Here is a 24,141-nt window from a genome sequence, read left to right on the forward strand (position 1 = left end):
TGCTGGAGGATCCGTGGACCTGTCCCTGTCGACTCGCACTGTCGGCGACCGCACGGTCGTAGAGGTCGGTGGCGAGATTGATGTGTATACCGCGCCCAAGCTGCGCGAGCAGTTGGTGGAGTTGGTGAACGACGGCAGCTACCACCTGGTTGTCGACATGGAGCGAGTGGACTTCCTCGACTCCACCGGCCTCGGTGTGCTCGTGGGAGGCCTCAAGCGCGTCCGCGCGCACGAGGGCTCGCTGCGTCTGGTCTGCAACCAGGAGCGCATCCTGAAGATCTTCCGGATCACCGGTCTGACGAAGGTGTTCCCGATCCACACCTCGGTGGACGACGCCGTCCAGGCCATCGACTGACATACGGCTCCGGATACGAGGAGCCGCCGAGGAGGGGGTACCCGGACCCTGGGTGGTCCGGGCCCCTGTCAAGGCACGCCTGTAGTCCGAGGGGGACGCACATGGCCACTGTTGAACTGCGTTTCAGCGCCCAGCCCGAGCACGTCCGCACGGCCCGCCTGGTCGCGGCCGCCGTGGCGCGCCGCGCCGGGGTGGAGGAAGCCGTCCTCGACGAGGTCCGCCTCGCCGTGGGTGAGGCCTGTTCGCGTGCCGTCGGACTGCACCGCAGCAACGGACTGGACGCGCCCGTCCGGGTGGTGCTGACCGAGGAGGAGAAGGTGTTCTCCATCGAGGTCGGCGACGAGGTGCCCGGGCCGGCTGGCGGTTCCTCCGAACCGGTGCCCGGCATGGAAGCGGCCCTGGACCCGGACGCGGACGGCGAGGACGAGATGGGCCTCGCCGTGATCAGCGGACTCGTCGACGACGTCTCCGTGACCAGTGGGGAATCGGGCGGAACGATCCGGATGCGCTGGCCCGTCGCCGGGGTTTCCGATCTCCCGTAGGGCTGCGCCCGTCCTATCTTCCGATCTTTATCAAGGCCCTGCTGAGCAGGGCCTTTTCCATTTCCCGGGAAATCCTCTAGATCGTTGATCAGCAGTCAATGCTTTTGCCCCATTACCTCTTTCGAGGGTAAAGGAGTGACGCGATCTATTGCTGAGGAGCAAGAGCGCGCCAATTCCGTTTCACGCCCACTGTTTTGATCAGGGCGCGCTCCCTACAATCCGTCCACATCTTGAGCTCATCACGTCAAGGAGGACGAATGACGGGGCTCTTCACCCCCAACGCCGTGGATCACACCGATGATCTGGCGGCCGCAGTACTCACGGATGACAACCGGCTCATCGTGTTCGCCATCGCGGGCATCGCACTGGCCGCTCTCGTCGTCGCCCAGATCCTGGTCCGCCAGGTCCTCGCGGCCGACGAGGGCACCAGCAGCATGAAGAGGATCGCCGCGGCGGTGCAGGAGGGCGCGAACGCCTATCTGGGCCGCCAGTTGCGCACCCTCGGCATCTTCGCCGTCGTGGTCTTCTTCCTGCTCTTCCTGCTCCCCGCCGACGACTGGACGCAGCGCTCCGGGCGCTCCGCCTTCTTCCTCGTCGGCGCCCTCTTCTCGGCCACCACCGGCTACATCGGCATGCGCCTCGCGGTCCGCGCCAACGTCCGCGTCGCCGCGGCCGCCCGCGAGGCCACCCCCGCCGAGGGCGAGCCCGCCAAGGACCTGACCGAAGTCGCCCACAAGGCCATGAAGATCGCCTTCCGCACGGGCGGCGTGGTCGGCATGTTCACCGTCGGCCTCGGCCTGCTCGGCGCCTCCTGCGTCGTGCTCGTCTACGCCGCCGACGCCCCCAAGGTGCTGGAGGGCTTCGGCCTCGGCGCCGCGCTCATCGCGATGTTCATGCGCGTGGGCGGCGGCATCTTCACCAAGGCCGCCGACGTGGGCGCCGACCTGGTCGGCAAGGTCGAGCAGGGCATTCCGGAGGACGATCCGCGCAATGCCGCGACCATCGCCGACAATGTGGGCGACAACGTCGGCGACTGCGCGGGGATGGCGGCCGACCTCTTCGAGTCCTACGCCGTCACCCTCGTGGCCGCCCTCATCCTCGGCAAGGCCGCCTTCGGCGACCTGGGCCTCGCCTTCCCGCTGATCGTGCCCGCCATCGGTGTGGTCACCGCCATGATCGGCATCTTCGCCGTGGCCCCGCGCCGCGCCGACCGCAGCGGGATGAGCGCCATCAACCGCGGCTTCTTCATCTCCGCCGTGATCTCCCTGGTGCTCGTCGGGGCCGCCGTCTACGCCTACCTCCCGGCCACCTACAAGGAGCTCACCGGGGTCGAGGACGCCGCGATCCTGAACCACTCCGGGGACCCGCGGATCCTGGCCGTGGTCGCCGTCGCCATCGGCATCGTGCTCGCGGCCCTGATCCAGCAGCTGACCGGCTACTTCACCGAGACCAACCGCCGCCCCGTCCGGGACATCGGCAAGACCTCGCTGACCGGACCCGCCACCGTGATCCTCGCCGGCATCTCCGTCGGCCTGGAGTCCGCCGTCTACACGGCGCTGCTCATCGGCCTCGCCGTCTACGGGGCCTTCCTGCTCGGCGGCACGTCCATCATGCTCGCGCTCTTCGCGGTGGCCCTGGCCGGCACCGGCCTGCTCACCACCGTCGGCGTCATCGTCGCCATGGACACCTTCGGCCCGGTCTCCGACAACGCCCAGGGCATCGCGGAGATGTCCGGCGACGTCGAGGGCGCCGGCGCCCAGGTCCTCACCGACCTCGACGCCGTCGGCAACACCACCAAGGCCATCACCAAGGGCATCGCCATCGCCACCGCCGTGCTGGCCGCGGCCGCGCTCTTCGGCTCGTACAACGACGCCATCGGCAACGCGGTCAAGTCCGTCGGCGCCAAGGCCGGGGAGATGAACCTCAGCCTGGACATCGCCCAGCCCAACAACCTGGTCGGCCTGATCCTCGGCGCGGCCGTCGTGTTCCTGTTCTCGGGCCTGGCCATCAACGCCGTGTCCCGCTCCGCGGGCGCCGTCGTCTACGAGGTGCGCCGCCAGTTCCGCGAGCACCCCGGGATCATGGACTACTCCGAGAAGCCCGAGTACGGGCGCGTCGTGGACATCTGCACCAAGGACGCCCTGCGCGAACTGGCCACCCCGGGCCTGATCGCCGTACTCACCCCGATCGCGGTCGGCTTCACCCTCGGCGTCGGCGCCCTCGGCTCCTTCCTCGCCGGCGCCATCGGCTGCGGCACCCTGATGGCGGTCTTCCTGGCCAACTCCGGCGGCGCGTGGGACAACGCGAAGAAGCTCGTCGAGGACGGCCACCACGGCGGCAAGGGCAGCGAGGCCCACGCCGCGGTGGTCATCGGCGACACCGTCGGCGACCCCTTCAAGGACACCGCCGGCCCCGCCATCAACCCGCTGCTGAAGGTCATGAACCTGGTGGCCCTGCTGATCGCCCCGGCCGTCGTGCAGTTCAGCTACGGCCCGGACACCAGCGCGACCGTGCGGGCCGTGGTCGCGGCGATCGCGCTGCTCGTCATCATCGGCGCGGTGTACGTGTCCAAGCGCCGCGGCATCGCCGTCGGCGACGACGAGGCGGGGAGCGCGGGAGCGGAGCGCGTGGCCCAGCCGGCGGACCCGGCGACGGTCTCCTGATCCACCGGGTGCGCCCGAACGGCGGACGGGCGGCGCGTACTGACGCGCCGTCCGTCCGCTTTTCCACGTCTCGGAAGGCGGGCGTGTATCTTCCGGCCGAGAGCCTTCGAAGGGACCAATCCGGTGAACAAGAAGCTTGCGGCCGCGGTGTCCTGCGGTGCTGTACTGATGCTCGTGCTGTCCGGCTGCGGCGGTGACGACAGCGGCGACAAGAAGGCCGACGCGTGGGCCAAGAAGGTCTGCGACAAGTGGGAGCCCGAGCTCACGAAGATCAAGGGCACCAACGACGAGCTGAAGCGGGTCGCCTCCCAGAGCAGCAAGCCGGAGGAGGTCCAGAAGACCGACTCGGCCGCGTTCCAGACCCTTTCGGACTCCTACAAGAACATGGCCTCCTCCCTGACGGCGGCCGGTGAGGCCCCGGTCAAGGACGGCAAGGCCGCACAGGACTCGGTGGTCAAGAGCTACGGCGAGATCTCCAAGAGCTACACCGACCTCAAGACGAAGATCGACGCCCTGGACCCCAAGGACCAGAGCAAGTTCGCGGACGGCCTCCAGCAGGTCGCCGGCGGTCTCACGGAGGTCGCGGCCAACGAGACGGCGAGCAAGGAGAAGCTCAACTCGACCGGTCTCAAGGTGATCTACACCCAGAAGGGCTGCCAGGTCTCGGCGCCCAAGTAGCCGCTTCCGCGGTTGTGGCGGCCGGGGTCCCGGGCGGGCCCGGCCGCCGTGCCCCGGGGATCGCACGGATCACCGGCCCCAGCGGCCACAATGGACGGGTGAGTACCACCAGCCTCCCCAAGCCCGACCGCGCCGCCGAGCTCCGCGAAGCCTTCCTCGCCGCCGGTTTCACCGCCGACGGGCTGCTCGACCTGCTCGGCGCCCCCGCCTACGCCGCGCTCGCCCGCAGCGAGACGGTCCCCGCCCTGCGCGCCACGCGCAGCCACGGCGACGGCCCCCTCGCCACCCTGGTGCGGCTGTTCCTCCTGCAGTGCCCCGTGCCCCACGTGCACGCCGCGCAGGCGCTGCCCGTCGAGGCTGCGCTCGCCGACGGGTGGCTGCGGCGGGAGGGGGACGAGGTGCACGCCACCGTCGACGTGCGCCCGTACGGCGGTCCCGACGGCGAGGACTGGTTCATCGTCTCCGACCTCGGCTGCGCCGTCGGCGGGGCCGGCGGCATCGGCAGCCGCGAGGAGGGCGTCGTCCTCGGTGTCGGCGGGGCCTCCACCACCCTGGCCGGGATCACCGTCCGCGTCCCCGTCGGCTCGGCCCTCGACCTGGGCACCGGGTCCGGCATCCAGGCCCTGCACGCCGCCCAGCACGCCACCCGGGTCACCGCCACCGACGTCAACCCGCGGGCCCTGGAATTCACCCGGCTGACGCTGGCGCTCTCCGGGGCGCCTGAGGCCGAGCTGCTCACCGGCTCCCTGTTCGAGCCCGTCGGCGACGCCACGTACGACCTGATCGTCTCGAACCCGCCCTTCGTCATCTCCCCCGGCGCCCGGCTCACGTACCGCGACGGCGGGATGGGCGGCGACGACCTGTGCCGGACCCTGGTCCAGCAGGCCGGGGACCACCTCAACCCCGGGGGGTTCGCCCAGTTCCTCGGCAACTGGCAGCACGTCGAGGGCGAGGACTGGCACGACCGGGTCCGCTCCTGGGTGCCGCGCGGCTGCGACGCGTGGATCGTGCAGCGCGACGTACAGGACGTGACGCAGTACGCCGAGCTGTGGCTGCGCGACGCCGGCGACCACCGCAGCGACCCGGCCGAGTACGCGGCGCGCTACGAGGACTGGCTGGACGAGTTCGAGTCCCGCAAGACCAAGGCCGTCGGCTTCGGCTGGATCACCCTGCGCCGCACCGACGCGGCCGAGCCCTCGATCGTGGTCGAGGAGTGGCCGCACACGGTGGAGCAGCCGCTCGGCGAGACCGTCCTGGCCCACTTCGCCCGCCAGGACTACCTGCGCGAACACGACGACGCCGCGCTGCTGGCCGGGTACTTCCAGCTGACCGAGGAGGTCGTCCAGGAGCAGGTCGGCGCCCCCGGCGCGGAGGACCCCGAGCACGTGGTGCTCCGGCAGAACCGCGGGATGCGCCGGGCCACCAAGGTGGACACGGTCGGTGCGGGTTTCGCCGGGGTGTGCGACGGCTCGCTCAGCGCGGGCCGGATCCTCGACGCGATCGCCCAGCTGGTCGAGGAGGACCCGGTCCTGCTGCGGGACCGCACCCCGGAGGCGATCCGGATGCTGGTCGAGCAGGGGTTCCTGGAGCCCGTCCAGGGGCCGGGCCGGTAGGCCGTCCGCCGGGCCGTCCGCCGGGCCGTCCGCCGGGCCGGCCGGCACCGCGCCCGGCAGCCGTTCCCGGGCCGCGGACCCGGGCGAACCCGTGATGTAACCCGGGGTTCGCCCGCCGTATCCCCACGGGTGGCAGGCTCCCGGGCAGCGGGGGATTCGGGGGGATCCCCCGGGCGGCCCGGGTGGAGGGGGAACGGCATGGAACGCGGTCCGGCGGTCTTCGCGGCGGGTGTGTTCCTGCTGTTCGGGGCGGCCCTGCTGGTCTGGACGGGGGCGCGGGCCGGTCGCCGGGCGCCGGTCGCCGAAGGGGTGCGCCCCGCCGTGGCCGTCCCGCTGGCGCTGCTCGCCGGCACGGGCTCGCTGGCCCTGGGAGTGTGGTGCCTCCAGCGGTTCTGAGGCGCGGACCGGCGATGATCTCCAGCGGGGTGTGAAACACGACGTCGCAGCGGGTGCGGGGGCGGGGCCAGACGGCCCCCGGGCCACTCGGCCCGGTGACCGCGAGGGGCCCGGCGCGGCATCCGGGCGGCAGAAATGGCACTTGTCGGGTTACCGTTCGAGTGGCCGTTGCGGGCTTGTGCCGTTTGACACGGGGGCGGGTTGTACCGTCACACTCCGCAGCGTCGCCGTACTGCGACCGAGTGCCGACCGGAGAGAAGAGCCAAGTTGTCCCCGACTAGCGAGACCGCACAGGGCGGCCGCCGACTCGTCATCGTCGAGTCCCCTGCCAAGGCGAAGACGATCAAGGGCTACCTCGGCCCTGGGTACGTCGTCGAGGCGAGCGTCGGGCACATCCGCGACCTCCCCAACGGGGCCGCCGAGGTCCCCGACAAGTACACGGGCGAGGTCCGCCGTCTCGGCGTGGACGTCGAGCACGACTTCGCGCCGATCTATGTCGTCAACGCGGACAAGAAAGCGCAGGTCAGGAAGCTCAAGGAGCTGCTGGCCGAGTCCGACGAGCTCTTCCTCGCCACCGATGAGGACCGCGAGGGCGAAGCCATCGCGTGGCACCTCCAGGAAGTCCTCAAGCCCAAGGTCCCCGTCCACCGGATGGTCTTCCACGAGATCACCAAGGACGCCATCCGGGACGCCGTCGCCAACCCGCGCGAGCTCAACCAGCGCATGGTCGACGCCCAGGAAACCCGCCGCATCCTCGACCGCCTCTACGGCTACGAGGTCTCGCCGGTCCTGTGGAAGAAGGTCATGCCGCGGCTGTCCGCCGGCCGCGTCCAGTCCGTCGCCACCCGTCTCGTCGTCGAGCGCGAGCGCGAGCGCATCGCCTTCCGGTCCGCCGAGTACTGGGACCTGACGGGCACCTTCGCCACCGGCCGCGCCGGTGACGCGTCCGACCCGTCCTCGCTGGTCGCCCGCCTGAACACGGTGGACGGCAAGCGCGTCGCGCAGGGCCGCGACTTCGGCCCGAACGGGCAGCTCAAGGGCGAGGTGCTGCACCTCGACGAGGCGAACGCGCGGGCGCTCGCCGCCGCGCTCCAGGGCGCCGACTTCGCCGTCCGCTCGGTCGAGTCCAAGCCGTACCGCCGCTCCCCGTACGCCCCGTTCCGCACGACGACCCTCCAGCAGGAGGCCTCGCGCAAGCTGGGCTTCGGCGCGAAGGCGACGATGCAGGTGGCCCAGAAGCTGTACGAGAACGGCTTCATCACCTACATGCGTACGGACTCCACCACGCTCTCCGACACCGCCGTGGCGGCGGCCCGGGCGCAGGTCACGCAGCTCTACGGGGCCGACTACCTGCCCGAGAAGCCGCGCGTCTACGCCGGCAAGGTCAAGAACGCGCAGGAGGCGCACGAGGCGATCCGGCCTTCGGGTGATCGTTTCCGCACGCCCGCCGAGACGGGTCTGACCGGCGACCAGTTCCGCCTGTACGAGCTGATCTGGAAGCGGACCGTCGCCTCCCAGATGAAGGACGCCACCGGCAACTCCGTCACCGTGAAGATCGGCGGCCGGGCGAGCGACGGCCGGGACGCCGAGTTCAGCGCCTCCGGCAAGACGATCACCTTCCACGGCTTCATGAAGGCCTACGTCGAAGGCGCCGACGACCCGAACGCCGAGCTCGACGACCGCGAGCGCCGGCTGCCGCAGGTCGCCGAGGGCGACGCGCTGAGGGCCGAGGAGATCACCGCCGACGGCCACGCGACCAAGCCCCCGGCCCGCTACACCGAGGCCTCGCTGGTCAAGGAGCTGGAGGAGCGGGAGATCGGCCGCCCGTCGACGTACGCGTCGATCATCGGCACGATCCTGGACCGCGGCTACGTCTTCAAGAAGGGCACGGCGCTCGTCCCGTCCTTCCTGTCCTTCGCCGTGGTCAACCTGCTGGAGACCCACTTCGGCCGGCTCGTCGACTACGACTTCACCGCCAAGATGGAGGACGACCTCGACCGCATCGCGCGCGGCGAGGCCCAGTCCGTGCCGTGGCTCAAGCGCTTCTACTTCGGCTCCGAGAACGCCACCGAGGTCGTCCCGGCCGACGGCGACCACCTCGGCGGCCTCAAGGAGCTGGTCACGGACCTGGGCGCGATCGACGCCCGGGAGATCTCCTCCTTCCCCGTCGGCGACGGCATCGTGCTGCGCGTCGGCCGCTACGGGCCGTACGTGGAGCGCGGCGAGAAGGACGCGGAGGGCCACCAGCGGGCCGACGTCCCCGACGACCTGGCCCCGGACGAGCTGACGACCGCCTACGCGGAGGAGCTGTTCGCGAAGCCGAGCGGCGAGTTCGCGCTCGGCGCGGACCCGGTCAGCGGCAACCAGATCGTCGCCAAGGACGGCCGCTACGGGCCGTACGTGACGGAGATCCTGCCCGAGGGCACCCCGAAGACGGGCAAGAACGCGGTCAAGCCGCGGACGGCCTCCCTGTTCAAGAGCATGTCCCTGGACACGGTCACCCTGGACGACGCCCTGCGGCTGATGTCGCTGCCGCGCGTCGTCGGCGCCGACGCGGAGGGCGTGGAGATCACGGCCCAGAACGGCCGCTACGGCCCGTACCTGAAGAAGGGCACGGACTCGCGCTCCCTGGAGACCGAGGACCAGCTCTTCTCCATCACCCTGGACGAGGCCCTCGCCATCTACGCCCAGCCCAAGCAGCGGGGCCGGGCCGCGGCCAAGCCGCCGCTCAAGGAGCTGGGCACGGACCCGGTCAGCGAGAAGCCGGTGGTCGTCAAGGACGGCCGCTTCGGCCCGTACGTCACGGACGGCGAGACCAACGCGACGCTGCGGCGGGACGACGACGTCGAGACGATCACGCCGGAGCGCGGCTACGAGCTGCTCGCGGAGAAGCGGGCCAAGGCCCCGGCGAAGAAGACCGCGAAGAAGGCCCCGGCGAAGAAGGCCGCCACCGCGAAGAAGGCCCCGGCCAAGAAGGCCCCGGCCAAGAAGGCCGCGGCCACGGCGGCGAAGAAGACGGCGGCCAAGAAGACGACGACGGCGGCGGCCAAGAAGGCGACCGCGGCGAAGAAGACGACGACGGCGGCCGCGAAGAAGGCGGCGGCTGCGGCGGACGCTGCGGCGGACGAGTAGGCGCACGGGCGGGGCCGGGGTGCTGCGGCGCTCCGCCCCGCCCTTCGCCCGTTCCGCGGGGACCTCGCTCCGCGCAGCGGTCCCGGAAGGTGGGTGCGGGGTCACACGGGGCCCTGTCCACAGGCCACGGCAACGGCCCAGCGCAGCGGATAGGCTGGGCGGATGACGCGAGCCGAGCAGCCACCGGTCGTGACCGCCTCCGAGAACCCCGCCTACGACGAAGCCCTAGCCGCGGACTCCCGCGAGCGAGCGGTGCGCGCCCTGTTGCGCACCCCCGGGCTGCGCCGGCTGTGGAGCGCCCAGCTGGTGAGCGGCATCGGTGACGCCCTCGCCCTGCTGGTCCTCGTGCTGCTGACCCTCCAGGCGACCGTCACGGACGCCGCCGGCGGCCTCTTCGGCACCGGCTACCGGGGCGCCGCCTTCGCCGTCGCCGCCGTCTTCGCGGTGCGCGTCCTCGCCACCGTCCTGTTCGGCGCCGTCCTGCTCGGCCCGCTCGCCCGGCTCACCGCCCCCGGCGGCAGGCTGGACCGCCGCTGGACGATGGCCGGCGCCGACGGGCTGCGGATCGTGCTGTTCGTCGTCGCCCCGCTCTGGCTCGACTGGATCCCGGCGCACGCCACGGTCGCCCTGCTGGCCACCGTCTTCGTCTCGGGAGCCGCCGAGCGCGTCTGGACCCTGGCCAAGGAGAGCGCCGCGCCCGGGCTGCTGCCCGCGCCGCCGCCGGAGGGGGCGACGGTACGACCGCTCCCGGACCACCTCGACGCCCTGCGCCGCCTCAGCCTGCGCACGGCCTTCGCGGCGATGCCCGTCGCGGCCGCCGCCCTGCTCGTCGCGACGCTGGTCGGGCGGGCGCTGGGCCTGGGCGTGGACTGGTTCGCCGTGAACCGGTCGGCGCTGGGCTCCTACGTCGCCGCCGGCCTGTTCGCCGCGTCCCTCTCGCTGCTGCTCCCGCTGACCCTGCCCGAGGTGAAGACCCCGAGGCCGCGCTCTCCGCTGGAGGGGCTGCGCGCCCCCCGCGCGGGCGACCGGACCGAGAAGGGGCGTACGGGCTCGATCCGGCTGCTCGTGCTGGCCTGCGCCGCCGTGGCCGCCGCCGTCGCCGCCGCCGCCTCCGTGGCCGTGCTGCACGCCTTGGACCTGGGCGGCGGGCCCTCCTCGTACGCCCTGATGGTGCTCGCCCTCGTCGGAGGCACCGCCGCCGGGATCCGCGCCACCCAGGCCGGGAAGGTACTGCCCGGGCTGTCCCGGCGCCGGCTGCTCGCCCTCGCCATCGCCGTCGCAGGAGTGGCGCTGCTGCTGGCCGGACTGGTCCGGGACACGGCGACCGTGCTGTTCCTGGCGCTGCTCGCGGGCACCGCCGCCGGTGTGGCCGCCAACACCGGCCACACCCTGCTCGACCAGGAGACCGAGGAGTTCCGCCGCGCCCGGGTCACCGCGCACCTGCAGGCCGTGGTCCGGGTGGCCGTGGCCCTCGGCGCCGTGGCCGCGCCGCTGTTGGCCGCCGCGATCGGCCCGCACCGGCTGGAGGCCGGCCGGATCACCCTCACCCACGGCGGCGCCGCCTACACCCTGATGCTGGTCGGCGCGCTGCTGCTGCCCGTCGCCGTCGTGGTCCTCACCCGGGCCGACGACCGCGGCGGCGTACCGCTGCGCCGCGACCTGCGCGAGGCGCTGCGCGGCGGGGAGCCCGTCCAGGCCCCGTCCGCGACCGGCTTCTTCATCGCCCTGGAGGGCGGCGACGGCGCCGGCAAGTCCACCCAGGTCGAGGCGCTGGCCGACTGGATACGGGGCAAGGGCCACGAGGTCGTCGTGACCCGGGAGCCGGGCGCCACCCCGGTCGGCAAGCGGCTCCGTTCGATCCTGCTGGACATCTCCTCCGCCGGGCTGTCCAACCGCGCCGAGGCGCTGCTGTACGCCGCCGACCGCGCGGAGCACGTGGACACGGTGGTCCGGCCCGCCCTGGAGCGGGGCGCGGTGGTCATCTCCGACCGCTACATCGACTCCTCGGTGGCCTACCAGGGCGCCGGGCGCGACCTGTCCCCGACCGAGATCGCCCGGATCTCCCGCTGGGCCACCGACGGCCTGGTGCCGAACCTGACCGTGCTGCTCGACGTCTCCCCGGAGACCGCGCGGGAACGGTTCACGGAGGCCCCCGACCGGCTGGAGTCCGAGCCGACCGAGTTCCACCAGCGGGTGCGGGCCGGCTTCCTGACGCTCGCCGCCGCCGACCCCGGCCGCTACCTGGTGGTGGACGCCGGCCAGGACCCCGGCTCCGTGACCACCGTGGTGCGCCACCGCCTGGACCGGATGCTCCCGCTGTCCGAGGCCGAGGTGGCCGCGCAGCTGGAGGCGCGCCGGCTGGCCGAGGAGGAGGCCCGGCGCAAGGCCGAGGAGGAGGCCGCGCGCAAGGCGGAGGAGGCCCGGCTGAAGGCCGAGGAGGAGGCCCGCCTGGCCAAGGAGGCCGAGGAGGCCCGGCTCAGGGCCGAGCGCCTCGCCGAGGAGGCCCGGATCAAGGCCGAGCAGGAGGCCGAGGCGGCGCGGCTCCAGGCGGAGCGCGAGGCCGCGGAAGCCCGTCGGCTGGCCCAGGAGGAGGCCGCCCGCAAGGCGGAGGAGGCCCGCCTCAAGGCCGAGGAGGAGCGGCTCAGGGCGGAGGAGGAGCGGCGCAAGGCCGAGGCGGAGGCCCGGGCCCGGGCCGAGGCCGAACGGCTGCGCGCGGAGGCCGAGGAGCGGGCCCTTGCCGCCGAGCGGGAGCGGATCCGGCTCCAGGAGGCGGAAGAGGCCCGGCTGCGGGCCGAGGCGGAGGAACGCCGGCTGGAGAAGCAGCGGCGGGCCGAGGAGGCCCTGCTGCGGGCGGAGGAGGCACGCAAGCTGGCGGAGGCCTCGGCCGCCGCAGCCGCTGCCGAGGCCGCGGCGAAGGCCGCCGAGGCGCCCGCGCCGAAGGTCGGGATGCGCAAGGACGCGCTCCCGGCGGACGAGGCCGTCACGGTCGAGACGCCGGTGGTGCGGCGCGTGGTCCAGCCCGACGACGTGACGCAGACCGTTCCCGTGCCCAAGATCGACCCGGCGTCCACGTCGCGTCCCTCGGACGAGACGGCCGTCCTGCCCGCCGTACGGCCCGACGGGCCGCCCCCGGCCGCCGCCCCGGGCGGGCGGACCCGGCCGGCGGAGCGTCCGACTGCCCCCCACTCCCAGGAGGCCCCGGCCGACCGGGTGCCGCCGGGCATCTTCCGGGACTCCGACAACGACGTGACCCGCGAGCTCCCCGTCTTCGACGAGGACGGCCGGCCGCGCAGGACCCCGTCCGACTGGGCCGAGCCCACCCCGATGGACGACCTGCCGACCCTGGCGGACGAACTGCTGGGCCCCCGCCCCGGGGACCGGGACGGCGACGAGCGCGCGGACGACGACGGCCGCGGCGGCCGGCGCCGCCGCCGCTGACCCGGCGGTCCCCTCCCGCCGCGGACGGTTTGTCGGTGGCGGGCGCCACAATGTGAGCAGACGGGTGCGGAGCATCCACGGACGGTGAAAGGCGGTGGGCGGGATGCCCGTGTGGGACGACCTGGTGGGACAGGAGCGCGTGCACGCGCAGCTGGCCGCCGCCTCCCGCGACGCCGACGCCCTGGTCACGGCCGCCGCCGCGGGCGAACCGCTGCCGCCCGGCTCCAAGATGACCCACGCCTGGCTGTTCACCGGCCCCCCCGGCTCCGGACGGGCCACCGCCGCCCGGGCCTTCGCGGCGGCCCTCCAGTGCGTCAGCCCGGACCGCGCCCTCGGCGGCGAACCGGGCTGCGGGTTCTGCGACGGCTGCCACACCACCATGGCCGGGACGCACGCCGACGTGGAGATCGTCCGCACCGACCTCCTGTCGATCGGTGTGAAGGAGACCCGCGACCTGGTCCGCCGCGCCCAGCTGTCGCCCGCCGTGGGCCGCTGGCAGGTCATCGTCCTGGAGGACGCCGACCGGCTCACCGAGGGCGCGGGCAACGTCCTGCTCAAGGCCGTGGAGGAGCCCGCCCCGCGCACCGTCTGGCTGCTGTGCGCGCCGTCCCTGGAGGACGTGCTGCCCACCATCCGCTCCCGCTGCCGGCACCTGACGCTGACCACCCCGTCCGTGGCGGCGGTGGCCGAGGTGCTGGTCCGGCGGGACGGCGTCGAGCCGGCCGCCGCCGCGGCCGCCGCCCGCGCGACCCAGGGCCACATCGACCGGGCCCGCCGGCTCGCCACCGACGAGGCCGCCCGCAGCCGCCGCGCCGCCGTGCTGAAGCTGCCCCTGCGGGTGGACGACGTCGGCGGCTGCCTCAAGGCCGCCCAGGAGCTGGTCGACGCGGCCGCGGAGGACGCCAAGCAGGTCGCCGAGGAGGTCGACACGAAGGAGACCGAGGAGCTGAGGGCCGCGCTCGGCGCCGGAGCGGGCGCCGGCGGGCGGCTGCCGCGCGGGACGGCCGGGGTGATGAAGGAGCTCGAGGACCGCCAGAAGCGCCGCCGCACCCGCACCCAGCGCGACAGCCTCGACCTCGCCCTCACCGACCTGACGGGCTTCTACCGGGACGTCCTGGCCCTCCAGCTCGGCTCGGCCCTGGCCATCGCGAACGAGGACATACGCCCCGATCTCGACCGGATCGCCCGCGCCTCGGGCCCCGAGCGGACCCTGCGGCGCATCGAGGCGATCATCGCCTGCCGTCAGGCCCTCGACCGGAACGTGGCCCCGCTGCTGGCGGTGGAGGCCATGACGATGGCCCTGCGCGCGGGCTGACCTTCACCCGTACGAGCGGTTCCGGGCCGTGCGCGGGGCATCCGTTCCGGTCGCCGGGCGGCCGGTCCGCGCCCGGTCGGCGGGCCGCCGCCCCGGCGGCGGCCGACGGACAGGGCCCCCGGCAGGACGTACGCTCGCCGCATGGACACCAGGCGACTGCTGCGTACCACCGGGACCGTGTTCGCAGCCGCCGGGCTGCTGCTCTCCGGCTGCACCTCCGGCAGCCCGGGCGTGGCCTCCGCCTCGGCCGAGCCGTCCGCGGTCCCGGCCGGGCTGCGCCCGTACTACACGCAGAAGCTGGGCTGGCGCGACTGCGGTGTCCCGGGCTTCCAGTGCTCCACGATGAGGGCGCCGCTGGACTACGCGCACCCGGGCGTCGGCCAGGACGTGGACATCGCGGTGGCCCGCCGCACCGCCACCGGCCCGGGCAAGAAGCTCGGCTCCCTGGTGGTCAATCCGGGCGGCCCCGGCGGCTCCGGCATCGGCTACCTCCAGGCGTACGCGGGCATCGGCTACCCGGCGCCCGTCCGCGCCCGCTACGACATGGTCTCCTTCGACCCGCGCGGGGTGGCCCGCAGCAGTCCCGTGGAGTGCCTGGACGGCCCGGCGATGGACCGGTTCACGCAGGTGGACCAGACCCCGGACGACCAGGCGGAACGGGCCCGGCTGGTGGCGGCGTTCAAGGAGTTCGCGGCGGGCTGCGAGCAGCGCTCGGCGCGGATCCTGCCGCACGTCTCCACCGTGGACGCCGCCCGCGACATGGACCTGCTCCGGGCGGTCCTGGGCGACGGGAAGCTGAACTACGTCGGCGCCTCCTACGGCACCTTCCTCGGCGCCACCTACGCGGACCTCTTCCCCGGCCGCGTGGGCCGGATGGTCCTGGACGGGGCGATGGACCCCTCACGCCCGGCGCTCGACCTCAACCGCGACCAGACGGCGGGCTTCGAGACGGCCTTCCGCTCCTTCGCGAAGGACTGCGCCAAGCAGGCCGACTGCCCGCTGGGACAGGGCACGCCGGAGGAGCAGGGCCGCCGCCTGAAGGAACTCTTCCGCAAGCTCGACGCCCAGCCCGTCCCCTCCGGCGACCCGCGCCGCCCGCTGGGCGAGTCCCTGGCCACGACGGGTGTGATCGCGGCCCTGTACGACGAGAGCGCCTGGCCGCACCTGCGCCAGGCCCTCGCGGACGCGATGAACGGCGACGGGGCCGCTCTGTTGAGCCTCACCGACAGCTACTACGAACGCGAGGGGGACGGCAAGTACGCCAACCTCATGTTCGCGAACGCCGCCGTGAACTGCCTCGACCAGCCCCCCGCCTTCAGCGGCCCGGAAGCGGTGGACCAGGCCCTGCCCTCCTTCGAGAAGGCCTCGCCGGTCTTCGGCGCGGGGCTGGCCTGGGCCTCGCTGAACTGCACGTACTGGCCGGTGAAGGCCACGGGCACGGCGAAGCCCCTCAAGGCCCCCGGCGCGGCCCCCATCGTGGTGGTCGGCACGACCCGCGACCCGGCGACCCCGTACAAGTGGGCCCGCTCCCTGGCGGACCAGCTCGACTCGGGCACGCTCCTCACCTACGACGGCGACGGCCACACGGCGTACGGCCGGGGCAGCGACTGCATCGACACGGCGATCAACCACTACCTCCTGGACGGCCGGGCCCCCGCCGCCGACAAGCGCTGCTGACCCCTGCGCCGGAACCCGGTTCGGGGCATCGGTCCGGACCCTGTAGACTTGGCGACGCTGCTGATGAGAAGCCCCCGAGGGGGATTTTTCTCGTCTTCCCAGCGGTGCCGCCTTAGCTCAGTTGGCCAGAGCAACGCACTCGTAATGCGTAGGTCTCGGGTTCGAATCCCGAAGGCGGCTCGGATCAGCCCCAGGACTCACTCGCCGTGACCTGGGGCTTTTTCATGCCCTCTGCCCGTGTGGGCCCCCGCTTACCTGCTTCCGCGAACTCGGGTGAAACATTCCCGGGCCGTCATCGCGTCGAAGGGGTGAGACGGACGCGAGGGGGAGTGGATGCGGCAGGGGCGCAGGGACGGGTTCCGGGAGTTCGCGGCGGGGCGGTCGGGGCCGTTGTACCGGTCGGCCTGTCTGCTGGCGAGCGGTGACGTGCACCTCGCGGAGGATCTGGTGCAGGAGACCCTGGGGCGGATGTACCTGCTGTGGGGGCGGATCTCCCGCATCGACAATCCGGCCGCCTACGCGCAGACGGTGCTCGTGCGGTCCTTCCTGACGCACCAGCGGCGCCGGTCGGCGGGGGAGCGTCCGGTCGGGGAGTTCCCCGAGTCGGGCGTCCCGGAAGCGGGCGGGGCCGACCCCGAGCTGCGGGTGACCCTGCTGCAGGCGCTGGGGCAGCTGGCGCCGAAGGACCGGGCGGTGCTGGTGCTGCGGTACTGGGAGGACCGCAGCGTCGAGGAGACCGCCGAGGCGATGGACGTCAGCTCGGCGGCGGTCCGTACCCGGACCTCGCGGGCGCTGACCCGGCTGCGCGGGCAACTGGGGGGCTCACTGGCCGAGTTGGCCGCCGGGTAAGTGGTGCGGGTGCCCTGTTTCGTCGTTTTCCTCGTTCCTCCTCGCTACTGAGTGGAAGGTCTGGGTCCGTATGTCCTTTGAAGATGAGCTCGGTGAAGCCCTGCGGCAGGCGGGGAGCGGCTTCACGCCTGACCGGCAGGCCCTTGTCGCAGGCGGTGAGCGGCGCGGACGGAGGCTGGTGGTCCGCCGCCGGGCCGCCGTGATCGGCGGATCGGCGCTGGGGCTGGCGCTGATCGGTACCGCCGGTGCCTTCGCGGGCGGGCTGCTGAGCGGCTCGGGCGGGGGAGGGACGGCGGAGGTCGCGGCCCCGCCGGCCCTGTCGAGCACCCCGCCCGCGAAGGGGGCGCCGGGGTCGGGCACCGGTGCCGTCTCCGACGAGCAGATGGCCGCCTGGCTCAGGCAGCTGCTGCCCGACGGACAGCTGACCGAGGTCAAGGGACACGGGACCGGGCCCGGATTCGGGGGGATCCCGACGGCCTCCGCGGTGTACGACGACGGCAAGGGCAAGGGGGCCGTCGGGGTCGGCCTCAACCGCGTGGACCCGAACGGGGCGAGCACCGCCGAGCTGGTCACCTGCCCCGACAAGAACAAGTTCGACTACGACGGCTGCACGTCCGAGACGCTGGCGGACGGGTCGAAGATCATGGTCTACCAGGGCTACGAGTACCCCGACCGACGCGAGCCCACGAAGGCGTGGCGGGCCACGCTGGTGACCCCGCAGGGCTACCTGGTGGACGTGCAGGAGTGGAACGCGGCCGCGGAGAAGGGCGAGCCCGTCTCGCGGACCGATCCTCCGCTGGACCCGGCCCGGCTGAAGGCCTTCGCGCTCTCGCCGTTGTGGCACCCCGCGCTGGCGGACCTGTCGGCGGCCCATCCGGAGTCGCCGCGCTCCTCCTCGCGTCCGGCGGCGTCGGTCGCGCCGGTCCTGGACGCCCTGCTGGCCGGGTACGGCATCCCGGTCGCGGCCAAGGGGGAGGAGGTCGGCAGCGCCTACGCCGTCCTCGACGACGGCAAGGGCAAGTCGATGGTCACCGCGGAGGTCCAGTCGTACGGGAAGCGCGGCGGCGGCGTGGACGGCCTCTTCGCGGACGCCACGGTGATGCCGGACGGCACGAAGGTGGTGGCCCGCCAGACGGTCGGGGAGAAGGGCGGCAGGAACGTGGTCTGGTGGAACGTGGACACGCTGCGGACGGACGGCACCCGCGTGATCGTCTCGGCCTTCAACTCCAGGAACCAGGAGAGCGACGCGACCCGCAAGGAGCCGGCGCTGACGATGGCGCAGCTGAAGGAGATGGCGACGAGCGACAAGTGGGCGCAGGCCGCCCGCTAGCCGGCCCCGGTCGCGGGCCGGAGAACTTGGTGGCCCCGGATTCCGGGTCGCGCGCACAATGGGCCGTCAGGTGCGAGTGAGCGAGGAGCGTCGGATGGCTGAGCAGGGTGGGGTTGTCGTTCGGGTCGCCGTCGAGGAGGACCTCGATGTGGCCGCCGAGCTGTTCCGGGGGTACTTGGAGTTCTACGAGGTGGCCGTGGAGGAACCCGGGCGGCCCCGGGAGTTCCTCGCCGAGCGGATCGCCAAGGACGAGTCGCTGGTGCTGCTCGCCGAGGTGGAGGGCGCGGGGACGGTCGGGTTCGCGCAGGTCTACCGGACGTTCTCGTCGCTGGCGATGCGGCCCGTCTGGGTCCTCGGGGACCTCTACGTCGCCCCGTCGGGCCGCCGCACCGGCGCCGGGCGGACGCTGCTGCGCGAGGTGCTGGAGCGGGCGCGGGAGGCCGGGGTGGCGGGCGTGCAGCTGGAGACCGGGTTCGACAACGCGGTCGCGCAGGGGCTGTACGAGTCGGAGGGGTTCGTCCGGGAGGGGTACTACATCTACTTCCGGGAGCTGGGGTGAGGGTCCGTTCCTACTTCGCGTCCGCGTAGCACTCCACGACCGCCGTGGTGAACGGGAAGCGGACCGGGGTGTCGCCGAAGGCGATGCGGCCCGCGCGGTCGCCCGCCGCGCGGATCGCCGCGGCGACGGCCTCGGCCTCCTCGGCCGGGCAGTGCACGATCACCTCGTCGTGCTGGAAGAAGACCAGCTCCGCGCGCATGCCGGCGGTGGCCTGGCGCAGCGCCGCGAGCATCAGCAGGGCCCAGTCGGCGGCGCTGCCCTGGACGACGAAGTTGCGGGTGAAGCGGCCCCGGGCGCGGCTGTCGGTCGAGGCGTAGGACGGGGTCCAGCCCGTGGGCGCGGCCTCGTCGTCGCGGTCCTGCGGGATGCCCGCCTCGCCGTCCTCGGCGGCGCCGGCCGGGGGCGGGCAGGTCCGGCCCAGCCAGGTGCGCACCAGGCGGCCCTCCTCGCCGGCCCGGGCCGCGTCGTCCACGTACGCCACCGCGCGGGGGAAGCGGCGGCGGAGGGCGGCGAGGTTCTTGAGGCCGTCGCCGGAGGTCTGGCCGTAGACCGCGCCGAGCACGGCGATCTTCGCCTTCTCCCGGTCGCCGGAGAAGCTCTGGCGCGAGACGGCCGTGTAGAGGTCCTCCGGACGGCCCGCCACCTCCATGAAGGCGGGGTCGCGGGAGATCGCGGCCAGGACGCGCGGCTCCATCTGGTCGGCGTCGGCGACGACGAGCCGCCAGCCCGGGTCGGCGACGACGGCCCGGCGGATCACCTTGGGGATCTGCAGGGCCCCGCCGCCGTGGGTCACCCAGCGGCCCGTGAGGGTGCCGGCGGGGACGAACTCGGGGCGGAAGCGGCCGTCGTGGACCCAGTCGGTGAGCCAGGACCAGCCGTGGGCGGTGTAGATCCGGTACAGCTTCTTGTAGAGGAGGAGCGGCTCGACCGCCGGGTGGTCGACCTCCTGGAGCTCCCAGCGGCGGGTCGATCGGAGTTTGATCCCGGCCTCGGCGAACGCCTTGAGCACGTCGGCGGGGAGGTCGGGGCGGACCCGGCGGCCGAACGCGGCGGAGACCTCGTCGGCCAGCTGGGCCAGGCGGCGGGGTTCGCCGCCGCCGGCGTAGCGCTCGCCGAGCAGCTCGGTGAGCAGGGCCCGGTGCACGTCGGCCCGCCAGGGCAGGCCGGTGTGGTGCATCTCGGCGGCGATGAGGAACGCCGCCGACTCGGCGGCGGTGAGGAGGCGGAGCCGGTCGGGGTGGGCGGTGGCGGCGTGCCGGCGGGCCTGGTCGGCGTGGACCGCGAGGAGGGCGTCCAGGGGGAGGTGGGTGGTGGGGCGGTGGTGCGGGTCGGCGAGCCCGGCGGCGTCGAAGAGGGAGTCCTGGGTGCGGGCGGTGGCGGGGGCGGCGGTGCGCTGCGGGGGGTCCGGGGGGACGGGGGCGCCGGTGAGGCGGGCCCAGGCGGCGGCGGCCGAGCGGGGCTCGCCGGAGCGGCCCTCGTGGCCGAGGAGGAGGAGTTCGGCGTCCTCGATGTCGTAGCAGCGGTCCACGCGGAGGCCGGCGGCGAGCAGGCGGGGGTAGACGGCGGGGGTGGAGCGCCAGATCCAGCGGGTGGCGGGGGGTGCGGTGCGGATCGCCTCCGCGGGGGTGGCGAAGGTGAGGGGGCCCGTGACCTGGCCGGTCGGGGGTACGGGGGTGGCGTGCCACCGGCCGTCGGGGGCTTCGGTCAGGGCCCAGGGGGTGGGGTGGTCGCTCACGGGTGCGAGTGTCCCACCGGGGGCTGACAGGGGGGCCGCCTCAAACGCCGGCGGGGCTGGAGGAACCCGGGGCTCCGCCCCGGACCCTCCCCCAGCTACCGCTGGGAGGTGCCCCCAGCGCCTCAAGCGCCGGCGGGGCTGGATTTTGGCTGGGGTGGGTGGGCTGGGTCGGGGGCGGCGGGCCCGTCCGGGCGGTGGAGGTGGCCGTGACACCCTGAAGGGGTGAGTGAGATCGCCGCCCTTGTCGACCGGGCCTTCGCCGCCGCCTTGTACGCCCAGGACGATGCCGGGCTCGACAGCGGGGCCTCCGTGCTGGCCGCCGGGGCGTGGGGGGACGTCGGGCGGGAGCTGGTCCGGCGCGGGGAGGGGTTCCTGCGGCGGGCCTGGGAACGGGGGTGGCGGCCCGCCGATGTGGAGCGGCTCGTACGGCGGGACCTCGGGGAGGCGCACCAGCGGGTCCTCGGGGACCTGGTCGCCGCCGAGGCGCGGCGCTACGGGCGGCTGCCCGACGGGTGGGGCGCGGGGGAGGTGTGGTGGTCCGGGGACGAGGCGTACGCCGAGGCGCTCGCGCGGCGTGAGCGGGCCGACCGGTTCACCCTGGCCACCGCCGTCCTGGAGCTGTACCGGCTGCTGGTCCGGCTGCCGACGATCGAGCCGGTGGGGCCCGTCCCCGGCGACCCGGCGGGGGACCTCGCGGAGCACGCGCACATCGAGCCGCGGATGCTCGGGCGGATCCGGGCGCTGCTCGCCAAGGCCGAGGCCACCACCTATCCGGAGGAGGCCGAGGCGCTCAGTGCCAAGGCCCAGGAGCTGATGGCGCGGCACACCGTGGACGAGGCGCTGCTCGCGGTGCGCGGCGGCGGGCCGGTGCGGGTGCCGGGGGCCTGCCGGATCGGGGTGGAGCCCCCGTACGAGGAGGCCAAGGCGGTGCTGCTGGACGCGGTGGCCACCGCGAACCGCTGCCGGGCGGTGTGGAACAGCGCGTTCGAGTTCTCGACCGTGGTCGGCTTCGAGAGCGACCTGGAGGCCGTCGAGCTGCTGTACACCTCGCTGCTCGTGCAGGGGACGGCCGCCATGACGCGGGCCGAGGCCGCCCAGCGGGCCGGCGGGCGCAAGCGGACCAAGACCTTCCGGCAATCGTTCCTGCTCGCCTACGCCAGCCGGCTCGGCCGGCGCCTCGCCGAGACCGCCGAGCACACGGCCGGCGAGGCGCCGGACAACCTGCCGGCGCTGGTGGCCCGGGACGTGGCCGTGACGTCCAGGGCCGACGAGATGTTCCCGCGGACCACGACCACGCGGCTGCGCGGGGCCACCGATCACGCAGGCTGGGAGGACGGGACCGCGGCGGCCGACGCCGCCCATGTGGGCGGCAGGCGGGCCGCCCTGCCGGACCGGCGCTAGCTAGGCGGGGTCCTGGGAGTTCTCCGAGCGCATGGCGCGGGCTTCCGACTTCAGGATGCGGGCCGACTTGCCGAGGGAGCGGGCCATGTCGGGCAGCTTCTTCGAACCGAACAGCATCAGGCAGACCACCAGGACGATGATCAGGTGCCAGGGCTCCAGGCCGTTGCGCAGCATGGGATACCTACATTCGGGTGAGGGGCGGAGGACAGGGGACGCATCGATGATTCGGCTCATCGAACAGCGCGGCAAGGGTCCCGTACAAATCTGAAGAAATCCTGAAAACCGTCGGGGCCGTTAGGCTCGGCGCCATGGGCTGGCTGCGCGCGCTGAAGGACGCCGGGCGCGCTGCCATGACCGTCGAGCGGCGCCGGCTGGAGCCGCTCGTCGCGCTGCGGGCCGCCGCCGGGCTGGCGGTGGTCATCGGGGCCGGGCTGGCCTTCCTGGGGCCGGGCGCGGCCGCGAGTTCCGCGTTCGGGGCCTTCATGGCCGCCATCGCCACCTTCCAGCAGAGCTGGCGCCCCCGGCCGGTGCTCGCCCTGGCCTCCGGGCTGACCCTGGCCGTCTCCACCTTCCTCGGGTACCTGGTCGGCTCCGCCGACGTGGGGCTGTTCCTGCCGATGCTGGCCCTGTGGGCCTTCGGGGCGGGGCTGCTGTGGGCGGCCGGTCCCACCGCCGGGATGATCGCCTCCGGCAACGTCGCCGTCATGCTGGTCACCGTCACCCTGCCGACCTCCGTGCCGCAGGCCGCCGGGCACGCCGCGATGATCGCCGCGGGCGGGTTGGTGCAGGCGCTGCTGATCGTGCTCTTCCCCGTCCGCCGCTGGGGCGCCCAGCGCGACGCCCTGGCCGACGCCCTCGCCGCCGAGGCCGACTACGCCCGCCGGCTGCGCCACGACCCGGTCAGCGCCTTCGACCCCGCGCCCCTGATGAAGGCTCGGGACGCCGCCGCCGTCACCGCCCGCCAGGCCCGCCGGCGCCCCGCCGAGCTGCACGGGGCGCGGGGGCTGGCGGAGCGGATCCGGCCCGTCCTGGCCTCCCTCGCCGACCCGGCCGTCGGGGCCCCCGCCGAGGGGCCGGGGCGGGACCGGGTGCGGGCGCTGCTGGACGCCGCCGGGACCGTGCTCGACGCCGCCGCGCACGCCATCCGCCACGGGGACCCCGTACGGCTGCCCGGCCCGGCCCTGGAGGTGCTGAAGGCCCCCGACCTGCCGGAGGTGTTCGAGGGGGCGGCGCTGCGGGCCGCGCGCAGGCTCGCCGCGCTGCTGGACGACGTGCTGGAGACGGCCGAGCCGGGCACCGGGCGCACCGCCGACCCCGGGGAGGCCCGGCTGCGTCCCACCGTGCCGGCCCTGGTGCCGCTGGTGCTGCGGGCCGTGCGGGCCGAGCTGCGGCCGGGTTCGCCCGTCCTGCGGCACGCCGTGCGGGTGACGGGGGCGGCGTGCGCGGGGTACCTGGTCGGGCAGGTGCTGCCGTTCGGGCACGGGTACTGGGCGCCGATGGCGTCGGTGATGGTGATGCGGCCCGACTTCACGCAGACCTGGTCCCGGGCCGTCGCCCGCTTCGGCGGGACCCTGGTCGGGGTGGGGGCGGCCACCGCGGTCGTCCAGCTGGCCCGGCCCGGGATGTACCTGTCGGGGCTGCTCGCGGTGGTCAGCGCCGGGCTGATGTACGCGCTGATGCGCACCGGGTACGCCGTCTCGCAGGTGTGCGTCTCCGCGTACGTCGTGTTCCTGCTCGGCATGGGAGGGGTCCGCTGGGACCAGACCGTCCCCGACCGGATCGCCCTCACCCTCGTGGGCGGGGTCCTCGCGATGCTCGCCTACGCCGTGTACCCGGCCTGGGAGACCCCGCGGCTGCGCACCCGGCTGGCCGACTGGCTCGCCGCCGACGGGCGGTACGCGGCCGCGGTGCTCGGGCAGTACGCCGACCCGGCCGGGGCCCGGCGCGCGGACGTGCGGGAGGCGCTGCTGGCGGCCCGGGACGCCCGCATCGCCTGGCAGGAGGCGCTCGCGCGGGCGGAGGGCGAGCCGGTGCGCCACCGGGGCCTGTCCCGGGCGGCAGCCGAGGGGGCCGGGGAGGCCGTGGCCGCCTTCGGGCGGGGCGCCATGCTGCTGGAGGCCCACCTCCCGGACCGGGCCCACGCGCCCGCGCCGGGCGCCGCCGAGCTGGCCGGGTCGCTGCGGGAGGCGACCGGGGAGGCGGCGCGGGCGGTGCGGGAACGCCGGGTTCCGGAGTGGGACGGGGTGCGGGCCCTGCTGGACGGGGGGAACCGTGTGCCGGAATCGGGCGTCGTACGCCAGGCGGCGGAGCGGCTGCTGGACTCGCTGGAGGAGGTCTCGCAGGCCCTCCGCCCCTGAGGGTGATCACTGCCCCACCGCGCGTGCACGTGCATCTGCCCATGCATGCGACGGTGAACGCAGCTATGATCCGGTGGAGTTGACATCTGCACTATCGGGGG

The 24,141-nt window shown here is 74.0% G+C and carries 17 protein-coding genes and 1 tRNA gene; 16 read left to right on the top strand and 2 right to left on the bottom strand.

The annotated features are described in order from the left end of the window. The first annotated feature begins 13 nt into the window (after positions 1 to 13). The 14 genes from bldG to ACFY0O_RS05785 all read left to right on the top strand — a co-directional run bounded on the left by bldG (position 14) and on the right by ACFY0O_RS05785 (position 18,547). Positions 14 to 355 (top strand): anti-sigma factor antagonist BldG, encoded by a 342-nt coding sequence (bldG, locus tag ACFY0O_RS05720; protein ID WP_358895895.1) that lies wholly within the window; start codon positions 14 to 16, stop codon positions 353 to 355. A gap of 101 nt (positions 356 to 456) precedes the next feature. Beyond that, entirely contained in the window at positions 457 to 897 is a 441-nt protein-coding gene (locus tag ACFY0O_RS05725) for an ATP-binding protein (protein ID WP_358895896.1), read from the top strand. Positions 898 to 1,154: 257 nt separating this feature from the next. Further along, the gene (locus tag ACFY0O_RS05730) at positions 1,155 to 3,560 is read left to right on the top strand and encodes a sodium-translocating pyrophosphatase (protein ID WP_388943193.1); all 2,406 of its coding nucleotides are present in this window, start codon (positions 1,155 to 1,157) and stop codon (positions 3,558 to 3,560) included. A gap of 123 nt (positions 3,561 to 3,683) precedes the next feature. Further along, a complete protein-coding gene (locus ACFY0O_RS05735) occupies positions 3,684 to 4,238 on the top strand; it encodes a small secreted protein (RefSeq protein WP_388943196.1) in 555 nt (184 codons plus the stop codon). A 98-nt stretch (positions 4,239 to 4,336) separates the two neighbouring features. Next, complete coding sequence (locus tag ACFY0O_RS05740) at positions 4,337 to 5,851, top strand: methyltransferase (RefSeq protein WP_388943198.1); 1,515 nt, start codon at positions 4,337 to 4,339, stop codon at positions 5,849 to 5,851. Positions 5,852 to 6,049: 198 nt separating this feature from the next. Continuing rightward, positions 6,050 to 6,247: a hypothetical protein gene (locus ACFY0O_RS05745; RefSeq protein WP_388943201.1), complete on the top strand. Its 198-nt coding sequence runs from the start codon at positions 6,050 to 6,052 to the stop codon at positions 6,245 to 6,247. 267 nt (positions 6,248 to 6,514) lie between these two features. Then, on the top strand, positions 6,515 to 9,379 hold the full coding sequence (topA, locus tag ACFY0O_RS05750) for a type I DNA topoisomerase (protein WP_388943203.1): 2,865 nt from the start codon (positions 6,515 to 6,517) through the stop codon (positions 9,377 to 9,379). Between the two features lie 162 nt (positions 9,380 to 9,541). Further along, a complete protein-coding gene (gene tmk / locus ACFY0O_RS05755) occupies positions 9,542 to 12,817 on the top strand; it encodes a dTMP kinase (protein ID WP_388943205.1) in 3,276 nt (1,091 codons plus the stop codon). Between the two features lie 103 nt (positions 12,818 to 12,920). Beyond that, positions 12,921 to 14,132 (top strand): DNA polymerase III subunit delta', encoded by a 1,212-nt coding sequence (locus tag ACFY0O_RS05760; protein ID WP_388943208.1) that lies wholly within the window; start codon positions 12,921 to 12,923, stop codon positions 14,130 to 14,132. A gap of 141 nt (positions 14,133 to 14,273) precedes the next feature. Further along, entirely contained in the window at positions 14,274 to 15,809 is a 1,536-nt protein-coding gene (locus tag ACFY0O_RS05765; protein WP_388943210.1) for an alpha/beta hydrolase, read from the top strand. A gap of 106 nt (positions 15,810 to 15,915) precedes the next feature. Then, a tRNA-Thr gene (locus tag ACFY0O_RS05770) sits at positions 15,916 to 15,989 on the top strand. Positions 15,990 to 16,142: 153 nt separating this feature from the next. Continuing rightward, complete coding sequence (locus ACFY0O_RS05775; protein ID WP_388943213.1) at positions 16,143 to 16,658, top strand: SigE family RNA polymerase sigma factor; 516 nt, start codon at positions 16,143 to 16,145, stop codon at positions 16,656 to 16,658. 70 nt (positions 16,659 to 16,728) lie between these two features. Next, entirely contained in the window at positions 16,729 to 17,988 is a 1,260-nt protein-coding gene (locus ACFY0O_RS05780) for a hypothetical protein (RefSeq protein ID WP_388943216.1), read from the top strand. Between the two features lie 94 nt (positions 17,989 to 18,082). Beyond that, positions 18,083 to 18,547, top strand: a complete 465-nt coding sequence (locus ACFY0O_RS05785; protein WP_388943219.1) for a GNAT family N-acetyltransferase — start codon at positions 18,083 to 18,085, stop codon at positions 18,545 to 18,547. Positions 18,548 to 18,557: 10 nt separating this feature from the next. Here ACFY0O_RS05785 and ACFY0O_RS05790 read toward each other — a convergent pair whose 3' ends face one another. Further along, positions 18,558 to 20,282 carry a bifunctional 3'-5' exonuclease/DNA polymerase gene (locus ACFY0O_RS05790; protein ID WP_388943222.1) on the bottom strand — a complete coding sequence of 575 codons (1,725 nt, stop codon included), beginning with the start codon at positions 20,280 to 20,282 and terminating at the stop codon, positions 18,558 to 18,560. Positions 20,283 to 20,513: 231 nt separating this feature from the next. Here ACFY0O_RS05790 and ACFY0O_RS05795 point away from each other — a divergent pair, with 231 nt between their 5' ends. After that, complete coding sequence (locus tag ACFY0O_RS05795) at positions 20,514 to 21,683, top strand: DUF2786 domain-containing protein (RefSeq protein ID WP_388943477.1); 1,170 nt, start codon at positions 20,514 to 20,516, stop codon at positions 21,681 to 21,683. Here the strand turns inward: ACFY0O_RS05795 and tatA are convergent, their stop codons facing one another. Further along, a complete protein-coding gene (gene tatA, locus ACFY0O_RS05800) occupies positions 21,684 to 21,857 on the bottom strand; it encodes a Sec-independent protein translocase subunit TatA (RefSeq protein ID WP_045946127.1) in 174 nt (57 codons plus the stop codon). Between the two features lie 134 nt (positions 21,858 to 21,991). Here tatA and ACFY0O_RS05805 point away from each other — a divergent pair, with 134 nt between their 5' ends. Further along, positions 21,992 to 24,040 (top strand): FUSC family protein, encoded by a 2,049-nt coding sequence (locus ACFY0O_RS05805; RefSeq protein WP_388943225.1) that lies wholly within the window; start codon positions 21,992 to 21,994, stop codon positions 24,038 to 24,040. Positions 24,041 to 24,141: the final 101 nt, after the last annotated feature.

Source organism: Streptomyces sp. NPDC001594 (assembly GCF_042893675.1).
GTDB lineage: Bacteria > Actinomycetota > Actinomycetes > Streptomycetales > Streptomycetaceae > Streptomyces.

What these genes read in the sequence shown, in the direction of transcription:
- ACFY0O_RS05725 (WP_358895896.1), top strand. Translation starts at nt 457, where the DNA reads ATGGCCACTGTTGAACTGCGTTTCAGCGCCCAGCCCGAGCACGTCCGC.
- ACFY0O_RS05730 (WP_388943193.1), top strand. Translation starts at nt 1,155, where the DNA reads ATGACGGGGCTCTTCACCCCCAACGCCGTGGATCACACCGATGATCTG.
- ACFY0O_RS05745 (WP_388943201.1), top strand. Translation starts at nt 6,050, where the DNA reads ATGGAACGCGGTCCGGCGGTCTTCGCGGCGGGTGTGTTCCTGCTGTTC.
- tmk (WP_388943205.1), top strand. Translation starts at nt 9,542, where the DNA reads ATGACGCGAGCCGAGCAGCCACCGGTCGTGACCGCCTCCGAGAACCCC.
- ACFY0O_RS05760 (WP_388943208.1), top strand. Translation starts at nt 12,921, where the DNA reads ATGCCCGTGTGGGACGACCTGGTGGGACAGGAGCGCGTGCACGCGCAG.
- ACFY0O_RS05765 (WP_388943210.1), top strand. Translation starts at nt 14,274, where the DNA reads ATGGACACCAGGCGACTGCTGCGTACCACCGGGACCGTGTTCGCAGCC.
- ACFY0O_RS05775 (WP_388943213.1), top strand. Translation starts at nt 16,143, where the DNA reads ATGCGGCAGGGGCGCAGGGACGGGTTCCGGGAGTTCGCGGCGGGGCGG.
- ACFY0O_RS05780 (WP_388943216.1), top strand. Translation starts at nt 16,729, where the DNA reads ATGTCCTTTGAAGATGAGCTCGGTGAAGCCCTGCGGCAGGCGGGGAGC.
- ACFY0O_RS05785 (WP_388943219.1), top strand. Translation starts at nt 18,083, where the DNA reads ATGGCTGAGCAGGGTGGGGTTGTCGTTCGGGTCGCCGTCGAGGAGGAC.
- tatA (WP_045946127.1), bottom strand. Translation starts at nt 21,857, where the DNA reads ATGCTGCGCAACGGCCTGGAGCCCTGGCACCTGATCATCGTCCTGGTG.
- ACFY0O_RS05805 (WP_388943225.1), top strand. Translation starts at nt 21,992, where the DNA reads ATGGGCTGGCTGCGCGCGCTGAAGGACGCCGGGCGCGCTGCCATGACC.